General features: G+C 69.4%; 12 protein-coding genes. 5 read left to right on the forward strand and 7 right to left on the reverse strand.

Features of this window, described 5'->3' with window-relative positions; translation table 11 throughout:
- Nucleotides 1-37: 37 nt before the first annotated feature.
- A complete protein-coding gene (locus LTI14_RS06470) occupies nucleotides 38-1273 on the reverse strand; it encodes a Na/Pi symporter (RefSeq protein ID WP_241465440.1) in 1236 nt (411 codons plus the stop codon).
- A gap of 275 nt (nucleotides 1274-1548) precedes the next feature.
- Here LTI14_RS06470 and LTI14_RS06475 point away from each other — a divergent pair, with 275 nt between their 5' ends.
- Entirely contained in the window at nucleotides 1549-2430 is an 882-nt protein-coding gene (locus LTI14_RS06475; RefSeq protein WP_241470596.1) for a M48 family metalloprotease, read from the forward strand.
- A gap of 90 nt (nucleotides 2431-2520) precedes the next feature.
- On the opposite strand, the gene LTI14_RS06480 is transcribed toward LTI14_RS06475, so the two are convergent.
- On the reverse strand, nucleotides 2521-3960 hold the full coding sequence (locus tag LTI14_RS06480; protein ID WP_241476074.1) for an FAD-dependent oxidoreductase: 1440 nt from the start codon (nucleotides 3958-3960) through the stop codon (nucleotides 2521-2523).
- A 99-nt stretch (nucleotides 3961-4059) separates the two neighbouring features.
- On the opposite strand from LTI14_RS06480, the gene LTI14_RS06485 reads away from it, so the two are divergent.
- Both LTI14_RS06485 and LTI14_RS06490 read left to right on the forward strand, forming a co-directional pair.
- On the forward strand, nucleotides 4060-4509 hold the full coding sequence (locus LTI14_RS06485; RefSeq protein ID WP_241465443.1) for a hypothetical protein: 450 nt from the start codon (nucleotides 4060-4062) through the stop codon (nucleotides 4507-4509).
- Nucleotides 4506-5015 carry an HIT family protein gene (locus LTI14_RS06490; protein ID WP_241465444.1) on the forward strand — a complete coding sequence of 170 codons (510 nt, stop codon included), beginning with the start codon at nucleotides 4506-4508 and terminating at the stop codon, nucleotides 5013-5015. The genes LTI14_RS06485 and LTI14_RS06490 overlap by 4 nt, the downstream gene beginning before the upstream one ends.
- A 14-nt stretch (nucleotides 5016-5029) precedes the next feature.
- Here the strand turns inward: LTI14_RS06490 and LTI14_RS06495 are convergent, their stop codons facing one another.
- Nucleotides 5030-6082: a polyprenyl synthetase family protein gene (locus LTI14_RS06495; protein WP_241465445.1), complete on the reverse strand. Its 1053-nt coding sequence runs from the start codon at nucleotides 6080-6082 to the stop codon at nucleotides 5030-5032.
- A 21-nt stretch (nucleotides 6083-6103) separates the two neighbouring features.
- Complete coding sequence (locus LTI14_RS06500; RefSeq protein ID WP_342357729.1) at nucleotides 6104-6832, reverse strand: demethylmenaquinone methyltransferase; 729 nt, start codon at nucleotides 6830-6832, stop codon at nucleotides 6104-6106.
- Between the two features lie 60 nt (nucleotides 6833-6892).
- On the opposite strand from LTI14_RS06500, the gene LTI14_RS06505 reads away from it, so the two are divergent.
- Nucleotides 6893-8299, forward strand: a complete 1407-nt coding sequence (locus LTI14_RS06505; protein WP_241476075.1) for an isochorismate synthase — start codon at nucleotides 6893-6895, stop codon at nucleotides 8297-8299.
- Between the two features lie 35 nt (nucleotides 8300-8334).
- Here the strand turns inward: LTI14_RS06505 and menD are convergent, their stop codons facing one another.
- Together menD and LTI14_RS06515 are read right to left on the reverse strand one after the other, a co-directional pair.
- Nucleotides 8335-10374, reverse strand: a complete 2040-nt coding sequence (gene menD / locus LTI14_RS06510) for a 2-succinyl-5-enolpyruvyl-6-hydroxy-3-cyclohexene-1-carboxylate synthase (protein WP_241476076.1) — start codon at nucleotides 10372-10374, stop codon at nucleotides 8335-8337.
- Nucleotides 10371-11456 carry an o-succinylbenzoate synthase gene (locus LTI14_RS06515; protein WP_241476077.1) on the reverse strand — a complete coding sequence of 362 codons (1086 nt, stop codon included), beginning with the start codon at nucleotides 11454-11456 and terminating at the stop codon, nucleotides 10371-10373. The genes menD and LTI14_RS06515 overlap by 4 nt, the downstream gene beginning before the upstream one ends.
- A 43-nt stretch (nucleotides 11457-11499) precedes the next feature.
- On the opposite strand from LTI14_RS06515, the gene LTI14_RS06520 reads away from it, so the two are divergent.
- Nucleotides 11500-12468, forward strand: coding sequence for a phosphatase PAP2 family protein (locus LTI14_RS06520; protein ID WP_241476078.1), 969 nt, complete (start codon nucleotides 11500-11502; stop codon nucleotides 12466-12468).
- Nucleotides 12469-12500: 32 nt separating this feature from the next.
- On the opposite strand, the gene LTI14_RS06525 is transcribed toward LTI14_RS06520, so the two are convergent.
- Nucleotides 12501-13253: an MBL fold metallo-hydrolase gene (locus LTI14_RS06525; protein ID WP_241465450.1), complete on the reverse strand. Its 753-nt coding sequence runs from the start codon at nucleotides 13251-13253 to the stop codon at nucleotides 12501-12503.
- Nucleotides 13254-13331 lie beyond the last annotated feature (78 nt).

Raw genomic sequence — 13331 nt, forward strand, 5'->3', positions numbered from 1 at the left:
AACCTCAACTGGCGGGGTTTACTGGTGTGTGAGGGGATCAGAAGATGATGCTCAGACCGATCAGCACCAGCGGGATGACGACGAACACGCCCAGCACCCAGGCGAAGGCCCAGACCTTCTTCTCGGCGGCCAGATCCGCCAGCCAGGTGGCGCCGCGCGGCGGGAGGTCCCGCAGCCAGGGGGTGCAGAAGATGATCAGGGTGGCCAGCACGTTGAAGAACAGGTGGGCCAGCGCCGCGGTCAGGGCGATCTCACCTGCAGGGCCGTCGAAGGCGAAGGCCGCGATCAGAGCCGTGACGGTGGTGCCGATGTTGGCCCCCAGGGTGAAGGGGTAGAGCTGCTTGAGCGTGAAGGCACCCGAGCCGGCCAGCGGCACGATCAGCGCGGTGGAGGTCGAGGAGGACTGCACCATCACGGTGACGACCGCACCGGAGCCGATGCCGGCGACGGGTCCGCGACCGATGGTGGAATGCAGCACCTGCTTGGCCTTGCCGACCAGCAGCACCTTGAGCAGCTTGCCGATGAAGTTGATCACCAGCAGGATCAGCACGATCGCGACGACGACCATGGCCACCCCGTGCCAGCTGCCCGGGATGAAGCTCAGCGAGTCCTCGATCAGGTTCGCCAGCGGCTTCGTGCCGGCCTTGATGGTGGAGCCGACACCTGCCAGCACGTAGGCGACAGGGCCTCCGTCGGTCCCAACGGCCAGACCGGCGGAGAAGGTGGAGAGACGCTCGAGCAGGCTGAACATCATCTCCAGCGGCAGGAAGATCAGCACGGCGATGAGGTTGAAGAAGTCATGCACGGTGGCGGCGGCGAAGCCGCGCCGGAAGGACTCCTGTTCGCGCACCATGCCGAGGCTGACCAGGGTGTTGGTCAAGGTGGTGCCGATGTTGGCGCCGAGCATGATCGGGATCGCGACCCCCAGCGGCAGCCCGCCGGCGACCAGGCCCACCGTCACCGAGGTGGTGGTCGAGGAGGACTGGGTCAGTGCCGTCGCGGCGATGCCGATCATCAGCCCGATGATCGGGTTGGTCGCGAAGGCGAAGAGGCTCTCGGCCTGATCCCCGGTGGCGATGCCGAATCCGGTGCCGATCACGTTGACCGCAGTGATCAGCACGTAGATGGCGAGGGCCACGGAGACCCAGTTCACCACGTCGAGCGTTCGCCCCGAGAGGCCGAACCGTTCGAAGGGGCTGAAGGGTCGCTTGGCGGGTGCTTCGTCTACAGTGCCGGCGACCCGCTGCGGGGCCTCCATCGACGGTGCGGACATGCAATCTCCTCTTGGAACACGAGCATTGGTGAGCCCTGCTTGAGTGTTGGCGCTGGCACATCCCGGATCCGGTCCTCGCATGTTGTGCGAGGTGAATCACAGGGGTTGATATCACTGCCGGATGAAGGGCCGTAGAACACTGTGCACCGCGTGCCCGACGAGCGTCACACGGGAAGGTGAACTGCAGGTGAACGATCAGCCGAAACCTGGCGAGCGTAGGATGTTGTTGGTCACAAGCGGGCCATCTCCACCCCTGATCCCTCCTAGGAGCGTCAATGCACCAGCACCACGGACGGCTGCGCACAGCTGGTCTGCTCGCGTTCCTCTTCGCGATGCTCCTGCTCGTCGGCGCCGTGATCGCCTATGCCACCCAGACCCCCGGAATGATCTTCGTCTTCGGGCTGATCGGCCTGGTCTCCGTGGCCTACTCCTACTGGAACTCAGACAAGATCGCACTGAAGGCGATGAAGGCCTACCCGGTGACCCGGGAGCAGGCGCCTCAGCTCTACCAGATGGTCGAAGATCTCGCGCAGCGCGCCCAGCAGCCTGCACCGCGGATCTTCATCGCGCCGGCCCCCACTCCGAACGCCTTCGCGACAGGGCGCAACCCGGAGAACGGCGTCGTCTGCTTCACTGAGGGCATCCTGAACCTGCTCAACGAGCGCGAGCTGCGCGGGGTCACCGGACATGAGCTCATGCACGTGTACAACCGCGACATCCTGATCTCCTCGGTGGCCGCGGCAGTCGCCGGGTTCCTCACCACGATCAGCCAGTTCTTCCTGCTCTTCGGCGGCGGCCGCGGCAACAACCAGGGCGGCAACCCGCTGGCGCTGGTCGGTGCGATCGTCGCGGTGTTCCTGATGCCGGTGGCGGCCAGCCTGATCCAGATGGCGGTCAGCCGCACCCGGGAGTACGACGCCGACGCCGACGGCGCCGCGCTCACCGGAGATCCGCTGGCGCTGGCCTCAGCCCTGGACAAGCTGGAGCGCGGGATCTCGCGCTACCCGCTCAAGGAGGACCCCAAGCACGACGCGCATGCCCACATGATGATCGCCAACCCCTTCGGCGCCCGGGCGAAGAAGCTCTTCAGCACCCACCCGCCGATGCCCGAGCGCATCGCCCGGCTCGAAGCGATGGCTGGCCACAGCCCGAGCTGAGCCGTTCCGCGCATGAGAATGCCCCCGCGCCGACGGCGAGGGGGCATTCTCATGCGCGCTTGCGCGGGGCGGCTCTCCGCCGGCAGGATCTCAGCTCTCGCGGGAGATGCGGATCATGTCTTCACGATCGACGACCTTGACCCGTTCCCTGGCGCCGCCGTCGGGCAGCGGACCGTAGGACTCGCCCAGCGAGATCTCGTGGGCGTCGAGCTTCTGCCAGCCGTCCCAGGTGGTGTACTCCACCCCGCGGGATTCGAGCAGCTCGATCACCGCGTCCTCGGCCGGCTCAGGCGCCACGGGCAGGTGGTGCAGGTCCTCGAGCAGGCAGCCGATGGTCTCCAGAGCGTCGCCCTTGGTGTGGCCGATCAGCCCGACCGGGCCGCGCTTGATCCAGCCGGTGGCGTAGATGCCGGGGACGTGGGCGCCGTCGTCGTCCTTGACCCGTCCGGCGTCGTTGATCAGCACGCCGCGCAGCTCATCAAAGGGCAGCCCGGGGATCACTGAGCCGAGGTAGCCCACCGCGCGGTAGACCGCCTGGACGTCGAAGTCCTGGAACTCCCCGGTGCCGCGCACACTGCCCGTGCCGTCGAGCTCCATGCGCTCGAAGCGGATGCCCGCGACGGCGCCGGTGCCCTGGCCGGCCTCGTCGGTGCCCTCGAGGATCTCCACCGGCTGCAGAAGGAAGTGCAGGTGGAGCTTCCGGGAGGCCTCCGTCTCGCGCTCCTCCTGCTCCACCAGCCAGTTGCCCAGGGTGTTGACCATGGTCTTGACCTGGTTGTTGGTCTTGATCGCCTCGTCGGAGCCGGCGTCGAAGTCGAAGTCCTCCTCGTAGAGGACGATGTCGACGTCGCGGCTGTGGGAGAGCTCGCGCAGCTCCAGCGGGGTGAACTTCACCTGAGCCGGGCCGCGTCGACCGAAGACGTGGACGTCGGTGACCGGGGAGCTCTTGAGCCCGTTGTAGACGTTCTCCGGGATCTCGGTGGTGAGCATGTCCTCGGCGTGCTTCGAGAGCACCCGGGCCACGTCCAGGGCGACGTTGCCGTTGCCGATCACTGCCACGCGCTCGGCGGTCAGCGGCCAGTCGCGCGGGTAGTCGGGGTGGCCGTCGTACCAGGAGACGAAGTCGGCGGCGCCGAAGCTGCCCTGCAGCTCGATGCCGGGGATGTTCAGCTCGGCGTCCTTGATCGCGCCGGTGGCGAAGATCACGGCGTCGTAGTGCCGGCGCAGGTCCTCCAGGGTGAGGTCCTTGCCGATCTCCACATTGCCGATCAGCCGGATGTCGCCGCGGTCCAGCACCTTGTGCAGCGCCTTGACGATTCCCTTGATCCGCGGATGATCAGGGGCGACGCCGTAGCGGATCAGCCCGAAGGGGGCCGGATACCGGTCGTAGAGGTCGATGCTGAACTCAAAGTCGCTCTTCTTCTGCGCCTTGGCCAGGATGTCGGAGGCATAGACGCCTGCGGGGCCGGCTCCGACGACGGCGACTCGGATGGCCCGGCCTGCTGGCCGCTGCGAGGAATTCTGGGACACGGATAGGTTCCTTCTGATTGATTAACTCAGCACAGTATGCCGTATTGGGGTGAACGTCGGCGGCGAATGACTCTGTTCCCGGTCTTCTAGACTGAAGTCATGGCTGATATGTTCCTCGACAAGTTCCGCGCCCTGGTGCCCACCTATCTCGACGCGAAGTGGACCCCTGCCGAGGGTCTCACCGTCGAGGAGCTGCGCCAGATGATCGCCGATTCCGAGCTGCCCGATGATCTCAAGGCGCGTCCGCGGCTGCCGCAGGTGCTCGAGGAGTTCTACCTCGCGCTGGGCCGCTGCGAGGAGATCATGGAGGCCTATCACTTCTTCTTCGATCCCGATGAGCTCGTCGTCGAGGACGGACATCTGCTCTTCCTCGAGGACGAGGAGGAGCGCTGGGCCTGGGGCGTCGACGTGGACACCCTCGACGTCCCGGATCCGCTGATCGTGCGGCGCAGCAGCAACTCCGGCATGTGGAACGACGAGGGCGCAACGGTCAGCGAGTTCATCTTCGACCTGCTGGAGTTCTCCTTCGAGGAGGAGGACAACCCGTGAGTGCCCCCGATCTGGCGCAGCTCTGGAGCTCCCACGCCCCGCCGGGCTACTCCTGCCCGTTCTGCGGGCTGGCCCGCGGCGAGGTGGACCATCCCGCGAACCGCTGCGAGCTCAGCGACCTGGTCTACCAGGACCCCGAGCTGATGGTCTTCATGGCCTGTGACGGCTTCGGTCCGCATGAGGGCCACGCGATGATCACCCCGGTGCGGCACCGCGAGACGCTCTATGACCTCGACGACGCGCTGCTGGCGAAGATCGCGATCATGTCCCGCGAGGTCTCCAAGGCGATGAAGCTGGCCTGGAAGCCGGAGGGCACCTCCGTGCGCCAGCACAATGAGCCGGCCGGGAACCAGCACGTGTGGCACTACCACCTGCATGTGTTTCCCCGCTACGCCGATGACATGCTCTACCGGCAGGTCAGGCACCCGGTCGACGTCGCGGTCCGCGCCGAGAAGGCGCTCCAGCTGCGCGCGGCGTTGGATCAGGTGCTGGCCAGCAGCAGCTGAACCCCGCGGCTGGATCAGCCGTCGCGCTCGACCACGGCGTCGGCGAAGGAGACCAGCGCGGACTTCACGGTGCTCTCAGGCAGCTCGACGATCGCCTGCTTGGCCCGCTCGGCCCAGCTGTGCGCCACCTGCCAGGACTGCTCGGTCACCGGGTGGGCGACGACGGCGGCCACCGCCTGCGCCAGCGCCTCGTCCGAGCTGAGGTCGGCGTCGATCATGGCCAGCAGCGCGGCTGCGTCCTGCCGGCTCTGCGGCGAGGAGCCGTCCTCGGCCTGCTGGCGCAGCAGCAGCACCGGGAGTGTGGCCACGCCTTCGCGCAGGTCGGTCCCCGGGGTCTTCCCGGATGACTCGGGATCGGCGGTGAGGTCGATGACGTCATCGGCGAGCTGGAAGGCCACTCCGACCGCCTCGCCGTAGTTCTGCAGCATCGCGGTGGTCTGCGCGGAGCAGCCCCCGAAGTGCGCCCCGAGCCGAGAGGCGGCGGCGACGAGCGAACCGGTCTTGTCACCGATCACGCGCAGGTAATGGGCGTAGGCGTCCTCACCGGCCTGCGGGCCGACGGTCTCGTGGAGCTGCCCCATGACCAGGCGCTCGAAGGTCTGCGCCTGGATCTCCGAGGCCTCCACCCCGAGCTCGGACATCAGCCGTGAGGCCCGGGCCAGGATCAGGTCCCCGGTGAGGATCGCCACGGAGTTTCCCCACACCTGGTGGGCGGCAGGCGCCCCGCGGCGCACCGGAGCAGAGTCCATCACGTCATCGTGGTAGAGCGTGGCCAGATGGGTCATCTCCATGACCGCGGCCGCACGACGGACCCGGTCATCGACACCGTTGCCGAGCATCGAGGTCAGCACCGTGAGCAGCGGGCGGACCCGCTTGCCGCCGGCCTGGGCGAGGTACCGCGCTGAGGCGTTCACCAGTTCATCGGCGCTGGCCAGGGAGCCGAGGAGATCCTCCTCGACCCGGGTCAGGGCCTCGGCGACCTCGGCGGCGAGCGTCTCGTCGTCGGCCAGGACGTCGAACCCTGCCGGGAGCTTCGCGGTCAGGGGATCAGCTGCGGATTCATTCATCGGTGTCTAGCCTATCCAGAGTCAGGATGCGGGGAGGGCGCTGGGCTTGGTGGCGTGATGAATCGCAACGATTCCACCGCTGAGGTTCCGGTACTTCACCGCGGCGTACCCGGCGGCGGAGATCTCGGCGGCCAGATGGTCCTGATCGGGCCAGGCCCGGATGGACTCGGCCAGGTACACGTAGGCCTCCGGGTTGGATGACACGGCCCGGGCGGTCGGCGGCAGCGCCCGCATCAGGTACTCGTTGTAGACGGTGTTGAAGACCTTGTTCGTGGGGTCGGAGAACTCCATCACGGCGAGCCGTCCTCCCGGTCTGGTGACCCGCAGCATCTCGCGCAGCCCGGCCAGCGGGTCCACGATGTTACGCAGTCCGAAGGAGATCGTGACGGCGTCGAAGGTGTCGTCGGCGAAGGGCAGGTTCATCGCGTCTCCGGCGATGAAGGTCATGTCCGGGCGGCGTCGCTTGCCCACCTGGAGCATGCCGGAGGAGAAGTCGCAGGCCACTGCCGTCGCACCGGCGTCGTGGAAGGGCTCGGTGGAGCTTCCGGTGCCAGCGGCGAGGTCAAGAACCCGCTCACCTGGGGTGACGTCGAGCGCGGCGACGAGCTTCTTGCGCCAGCGCTTGGTCTGGCCCAGCGAGAGCACGTCATTGGTGAGGTCGTAACGGTCGGCGACCTCGTCGAACATCGAGGCGACGTCCTCGGGCTTCTTCGCGAGGCTTGCGCGGCTTCCGGTGCTGGGGCGATTCACCTTGACATTCTCCCACATGCGCGGATCGCTCCCGCCGCCATGTCCTAGACTTGTCCAGCCATGACAGCGCTCCCCGGTTCCCTCGACGCCACCACGCTGGTGGTGGATCTGCCCCCGGGAACCACGCTGGCGGACATGCTGCCGGCCCTGGATCCCAGCGGCGTCTGGCTGCTGCGCGGTGAGGGGCTGATCGGTCTGGGCACCGCTGCGCACATCAGGACACGGGGCGCGGAGCGTTTCGCGGAGCTGGCGGAATGGCATGAGCAGCATCTGGCCCCGCTGGCCCAGGTCTCCCCGCTGCCGGAGGAGCTGACCGGGATCCCCGGCGCCGGCCCGGTGGCGCTGACCTCGATCACCTATTCCTCGGCCTCGGTCGCGGACTCACACCTGATCCTGCCCGAGCTGATCCTCGGCTCCGCCGAGGGCAGGGCGTGGATCACGACGGTGATCCGTCCCTCGGCGCTGGACGAGAGCTTCGAGGCTGAGGACGACGACGACGCGACGCTGCGCCGGGTCCATGGTCTCCTGGCCAGGCATTCCCTGCAGCTTCAGGGCCGCCGGCTGAGTCTGGTCCCGTCACACAGCGTCGGTTCACACAGTGACGGTTCACACAGTGCGGGGCAGACGGACCGGCTCGACGCCGCCGCCGCGACCTCGTTGATCCAGGGCACCCATTCGGAGCAGCACTACCTGCGGGCCGTGCGCTCCGGGGTCCAGGCGATCGGGCACCGCCGGCTGGAGAAGCTGGTGCTGGCCCGCGACGTCGTCGTCGCCGCCGATGCCCCGCTGGCTCCCGGTCCGGTGCTGGCCGCGCTGGCCGCTGACTATGCCGACTGTTGGACCTATCTGGCCGGCGACGTGTTGGGGGCGACCCCGGAGATGCTGGTGAAGATCCGCGGTCGCGAGCTCTCCGCCCGGGTGCTCGCCGGCACCGTGGACGGCGGCACCGGACTGGAACAGGCCCGCGCCATGCTGCTGGAGGACCCCAAGCAGCGCGATGAGCACCGGCTGGCGGCCCAGTCGCTGCTGGACCAGCTGGCCCCGGTGGCGCAGCACCTGCACGCCCAGGATCCTCCGGCGGTGCTCCAGCTGCCCAACGTCTTCCACCTCTCCACCGATGTGACCGGTCAGCTCACCGCCCAGACCCCTGCGCTGCTGGTGGCCGAGCGCGCCCACCCCACTGCCGCGATCTGCGGCACCCCCACGGCCACCGCCGCCGAGCTGATCTCCACCCTGGAGGGACTCGACCGCGGGGCCTTCTCCGGGCCGGTGGGCTGGATCGATGCCTATGGCAACGCCGACTTCGGGATTGCGCTGCGCGGCGGGATCCTGGAGGAGCAGGGAACCCAGATCAGGCTCTTCGCGGGCTGCGGGATCGTGGCCGGATCGGTCCCCGAGGAGGAGCTCGCCGAGACCTGGGCCAAGATGCGCCCGATGCTCGGAGCCCTCGGCGTGCGCCAGCCCTGACCCGGTGCCGGGTCGCCAGAGGTCGGCGGAGGTCCTCAGAGCTCGGCGGAGGCGGCGCGTAGTCTGGCGTGGAAGTCGCGCAGCACGGTCCTGTCGGTGCGCACCTCGATGATCCGGATGCCCACCCGGTCCTCGAGACCGGAGAGTCCCTCGCCGAGGGACTCGAGATCCTCCGCGTAGTGGTACTCGTGGCCGTAGGCATCGGCGAGCGCCTCGATGTCCACGGTCTGGGGCGTGCCGAAGAACCGCTCCACCGCCTCGGCCTGGCCCTCGCGGCGCCCGACCGCCCCGTGCTCGAGCTGATCGAAGATCGCACCCCCGGAGTCGTTGACCACCACGATGTCCAGGTCCGGCTCGCGTTCGGTGGTCGGCAGCAGCAGCGCGTTGACGTCGTGGAGGAAGGTCAGGTCCCCGACCAGAGCGGTGACCCGGGTGCTGCGGGCCAGTGCGATCCCGGAGGCGGCGGAGAGGTTGCCGTCGATGCCGGCGAGACCGCGCATCGCGTAGACCCGGCGGGCATCGTCGCGGGCGCCCAGCACGGTGCGGTTGAGCACCGCGGCCAGGTCCACGTCGCGGATCACCGAGGAGGAGCCCAGCAGCAGCGGGGTCTTCACGGTCTCGGCCACGTACTGCGCCACCCGCACCGAGGAGAGCTCCCCCTGGGCGAGGGCCTCCTGCTCGGTCAGTGCGGCGTCGATGAGCCGCTGCGCCGCGAGTCCGCGCTCGGTCCAGGCGTCATGCCAGCCTGGAGGGGCCAGCGCGGCGAACTGCGCGAGGGCAAGCACGTCGGGCAGCTGCCGGCGGGCGAGCCGGTGATCGAACCAGGCCTCCCCGCCGGGGGCGTACTGCACCGCCTCGACGTCGTCCCGGTTGATCAGCTGCTGGACCGGACGGGTCAGGGTGGGCCGGCCGGCGACGACGACGCGTTCGATGCTTCCCGCCAGGACGCTGGCGGGGGAACCCTCCGGTGCCTGCAGGATCAGCCGGTACCCCTGGATGGTGCCCAGATCGCTCCAGCGCGCATCGCTGCTGGGCTCGGCGAGCAGCGGGTGCCCGAGCCGCCGGGCCAGCTCGCGCGCCTCGGCCGGGGCATCGGCGCCCATGACGAAGACCGTGCGCGAGGTGCCCAGCCCGGCCTCGAACCTCGCCGCCGCCTCGGCCGGCGACTCGGCCGGTGACTCAGGACGTGCCCCGGCCGGTGACTCAGGACGTGCCCCGGCCGGGGAGTCGGGTTCCGCCGCGGCGGGATTCAGCGTGGCGGCTGCCTCACCACGGGCCTCAGCAGGTGTCCCACCGGCACGCTCCCCCGGGGCCCCGGCCGCAGGTGTTCCCGTGGCCGAGCTCCCGGACCTGAGGATCTCGGTGCCGATGATCTCCGCGCGCAGCTGCTCGGCGGAGTCGGTGCCTCGGCTGCGCGGAAGGAAGGGGGTCCGGGCCCAGCGCTGGGCTCCGCTCTTGCGTCCCTCCCCCGGTGCGGCGGGGACCAGCGGATCGCGGAACCCGATGTTCAGGTGCACCGGACCGGGGGCGGACCCGGTCGCGACGCGCAGCAGCAGCCCCACCTGGGTCTCGGCGGCGAGCATGTCATCGCGTGACTCCGGCTCCAGCCGCGCCTCGCCCTGTTCGAGGTGGATCTCATCTCGCACCCGACCGGCGAACATCCCCTGCTGCCAGGTGGTCTGGTTCGCGCCGGTGCCGTGCAGCTCCTCGGGCCGGTCCGCAGTGATCGCCACCAGCGGGATCCCGGAGAGATCGGCCTCCATCATCGCCGGCAGCAGGTTCCCCGCCGCCGTGCCGGAGGTGGTCACGACCCCGGCCGGGGACTTCGTCGCCATCGCCATCCCGAGCGCGGTGAACGCCGCGGAACGCTCATCGATGCGCACATGCACGGTGATCGCGCCGAGCGCCTCGGCCTCGCGCAGCGCATACGCCATCGGCGCCGACCGCGAGCCCGGGGCCAGCACGATGTGCCGCATGCTCATGGTGAGCCCGCGGATCACCCGCCGGGCCAGGCGCAGGGACTCCACGTCGTAGGCGTCATCGAACTCACGGAACGGGCGCCGGGGTGTGGTCATGTGCTCAATCCTAGAAGCTCCGCGGCGAGCACCCTGTGGGCGGCACGCAGCCGGTCGATCCACCACTGCGCCCGCTCGGGACTGACCCGGTGACGGTGAAGCAGGTCCGACGACGGCGTCACCGCACCGGGGATCGCCAGCACGCCGGCGACCGGGATCAGCGGAGCGTGGGTCACGTCGTGCTCGAACAATGCGGCGGTGCCGAGCCCGCAGGCGTAGGGCAGGCTGGGCAGCCGGGCGGCCAGCGCGAGGCCTGCGGCCAGGCCCACCGAGGTGTCCAGCGCCGAGGACACCACCGCGTCGAGGCCGGCCTGCTCCACGATCTGCAGGGCCCGCTCCACCCCGCCGAGCGGGGGGACCTTGACCACGATCAGGTCCGCCGCGCCGAGCCTGGCCACTCGCAGCGGGTCCTCTGCCTTTCGCACCGCCTCGTCGGCGGCGATCCGCAGCGGCACCCCCGCAGAGGTGACTCCCGCGGCGGCGAGCGCCTCGCGCAGATCCGCCAGCGGCTCCACCCCGGCCACCGGCTGTTCGGCGTATTCGAAGCGCCCTCCGGAGACCTCGGCAAGCCGCTCCAGGGCCGGCACGGCTTCGGCGATGCTCCAGCCGCCGTTGGCGTCCGCGCGCAGCCCTGCATCGGGGGCGAGCCGGCGCACCTCACGGAACCGGGCGACGTCGTCGTCGAGGGTCTGACCGGGTTCAGCGACCTTGATCTTCACCGCCGGGATCGACTCCACCGCGCCGAAGCGGGTCAGCACCGACTCGACCTGGTCCGGGGAGACTGCCGGCATGGTGGCATTGATCGGGATATGGGTCCGCAGCGGTGTCCCGAACCCCCGCCAGCCCGCTTCGATCCCCGCGCGCAGCCACTGCGCGGACTCGCCGGCGCCGTACTCCGGGAACGGCGCGAACTCGCCCCAGCCGGCCGGTCCGCGGAAGAGCATCGCCTCGCGGCGGGTCTGACCGCGAAAGCGGGTGCGCAGCGGCAGCGAGACCACATGCGCCTGGGCCAGGATCTCCTCCACCTCGGGGAGCTGCCAGCTGACGTTCAGGCCTGCGGGGCCCGGGGTGTGGTGATCCATGCCGTTCAGTCTAGGCAGGGGTGGACCTGCGATACTGATGGACATGTCAGCTGCCCGCGCACTTCGTCCCCCGGCCCGGCGCACAGGCCTGTGGATCGTCTCAATCCTTCTCTGCTGCGCGGTCTTCATCGCCGTCTACGAATACTTCGTCCGCTCCAACTCGGGGCAGTGGGTGGAATACGCGATGCTCGACGCCGCGGCGGAGCGGGTGACCTCGCTCTCCGAGCGCGGCTTCGACCTGTGGTGGCTGAGCCCGGTGATCATCGCGCTGCCGGCGGTGATCTTCCTGGTGATCGTGCTGGCCCGGCAGCGCTTCCTGGCGGCGCTGATCGCGGCTGCCACGGTGGTGGGCGCGAATCTCTCCACCCAGGTGCTCAAGACCCTCTGGCTCGACCGCCCCGACCTCGACAACGGCGTCCCCTACTGGACCGGCAATTCCCTGCCCTCCGGGCACACCACCCTGGCGGCGTCGATGGCGGTGGCGGTCTTCCTGGTCAGTTCCCCGCGACAGCGTCCCTTCGTCGCGGTGCTGGCCGCGTTCTACGCCGGACTGGTGGGTGCCTACACGTTCACCGAGACCTGGCACCGCCCGGCCGACGTGATCGCGGCCTACCTGGTGGTGGCCGTCTGGGCCCTGATCGGTGGCTGGCTGGTCATGCGCACCGGCCCCGAATGGAACACCGCGGTGGTGGACTATGAGCCCGAGACCGCCCCGCTGGCCGGACTCGCCTGGTTCCTCGGCGTGACCCTGACCGTGGTGGCGGTGCTGTGCTTCCTCTTCTCCGGGGGCTGGAGCGGGATCGCGCTCGCCGGGGAGGATCCCAGCCTCTGGCACTGGTTCGCGGGGCTGTTCTTCTCCATCGGCCCGGGCTTCCTGATGGCCGCCGCCGGGATCAACCTGTTCGGCGCGGAGACCGGCCGGCGCCAGCGCGGCGCCCCCGTCCCCTCCCCGAAGGGTGAGACGGTGCACTACCCGATCCCACCCGAGTTCACCGAGCTCTACCGAGTCTGAGCCGGCGACGACGCGGTCTGCGCGCCCGTCGCTCAGCGGCCGCGCAGCCGGGTGATGAGCTCTCGGGACTCTCCCGGCCCGTAGGGCACGATCGGGATCGCCTTGGTGGCGTCGTTGACCGAATCGCGGATGGCCTGGGATGAGACGTTGTAGCCCTGCTGCATCCTCCGGCGCATCGAAGCGACGAAGTCGGCGTCGACCTCGTGCCCGTGACCGGGGATGAAGCGGCGGTAGGCCCCTGCCATGGACCACAGCCGGCCGAGCGCGCGGACCCATTCCTTCGGGTAGGAGTCATGGAACTCCGGGTCATCGCCCTCCCGGACAAGGTCCCCGCAGAACATGATCCCGGCGGAGCCCTCGGCGCTGACGCCGACCACCAGGTCTCCCTGGGTGTGGCCCCGGCCCAGATGCTCGACGACGACGTCGACGCCTCCTCCCAGCTGCAGCGTCACCGGCTCCGCGGAGACCAGGTCGGTCGCGGTCACCACCCCGGCGTCGGCATGGGCGAGGATGCGCTGCACGCCGTGGCGGCGCAGGAAGTCATTGGCCCCGATGTGGTCGGGGTGGCCGTGGGTGCTGACCACGACCAGTTCGGCGGAGCTGAGCTCACGCACTGCAGCCAGCAGTGCTTCATGGTCACCCTCGGCCGGACCCGGGTCGATGAGGACGGCGGTGTCCTCCCCCAGGATCAGTCCGACGTTGAGCGGCGTGGGGCCTCCCAGCTCGGCGAGGAAGACGTGGTCGTCCAGGCGGCGGAAGAGCGCAGATTCGGGAGCGTGGTCCATCGTGATCACCTTCTGTGAAACCGTAGTTTCCCCCATTCTGCCTCACCATCCGAACACAGGCTGGGAGGAGGCTTGGGG

This window comes from Nesterenkonia sp. YGD6 (assembly GCF_022565895.1).
GTDB lineage: Bacteria > Actinomycetota > Actinomycetes > Actinomycetales > Micrococcaceae > Nesterenkonia.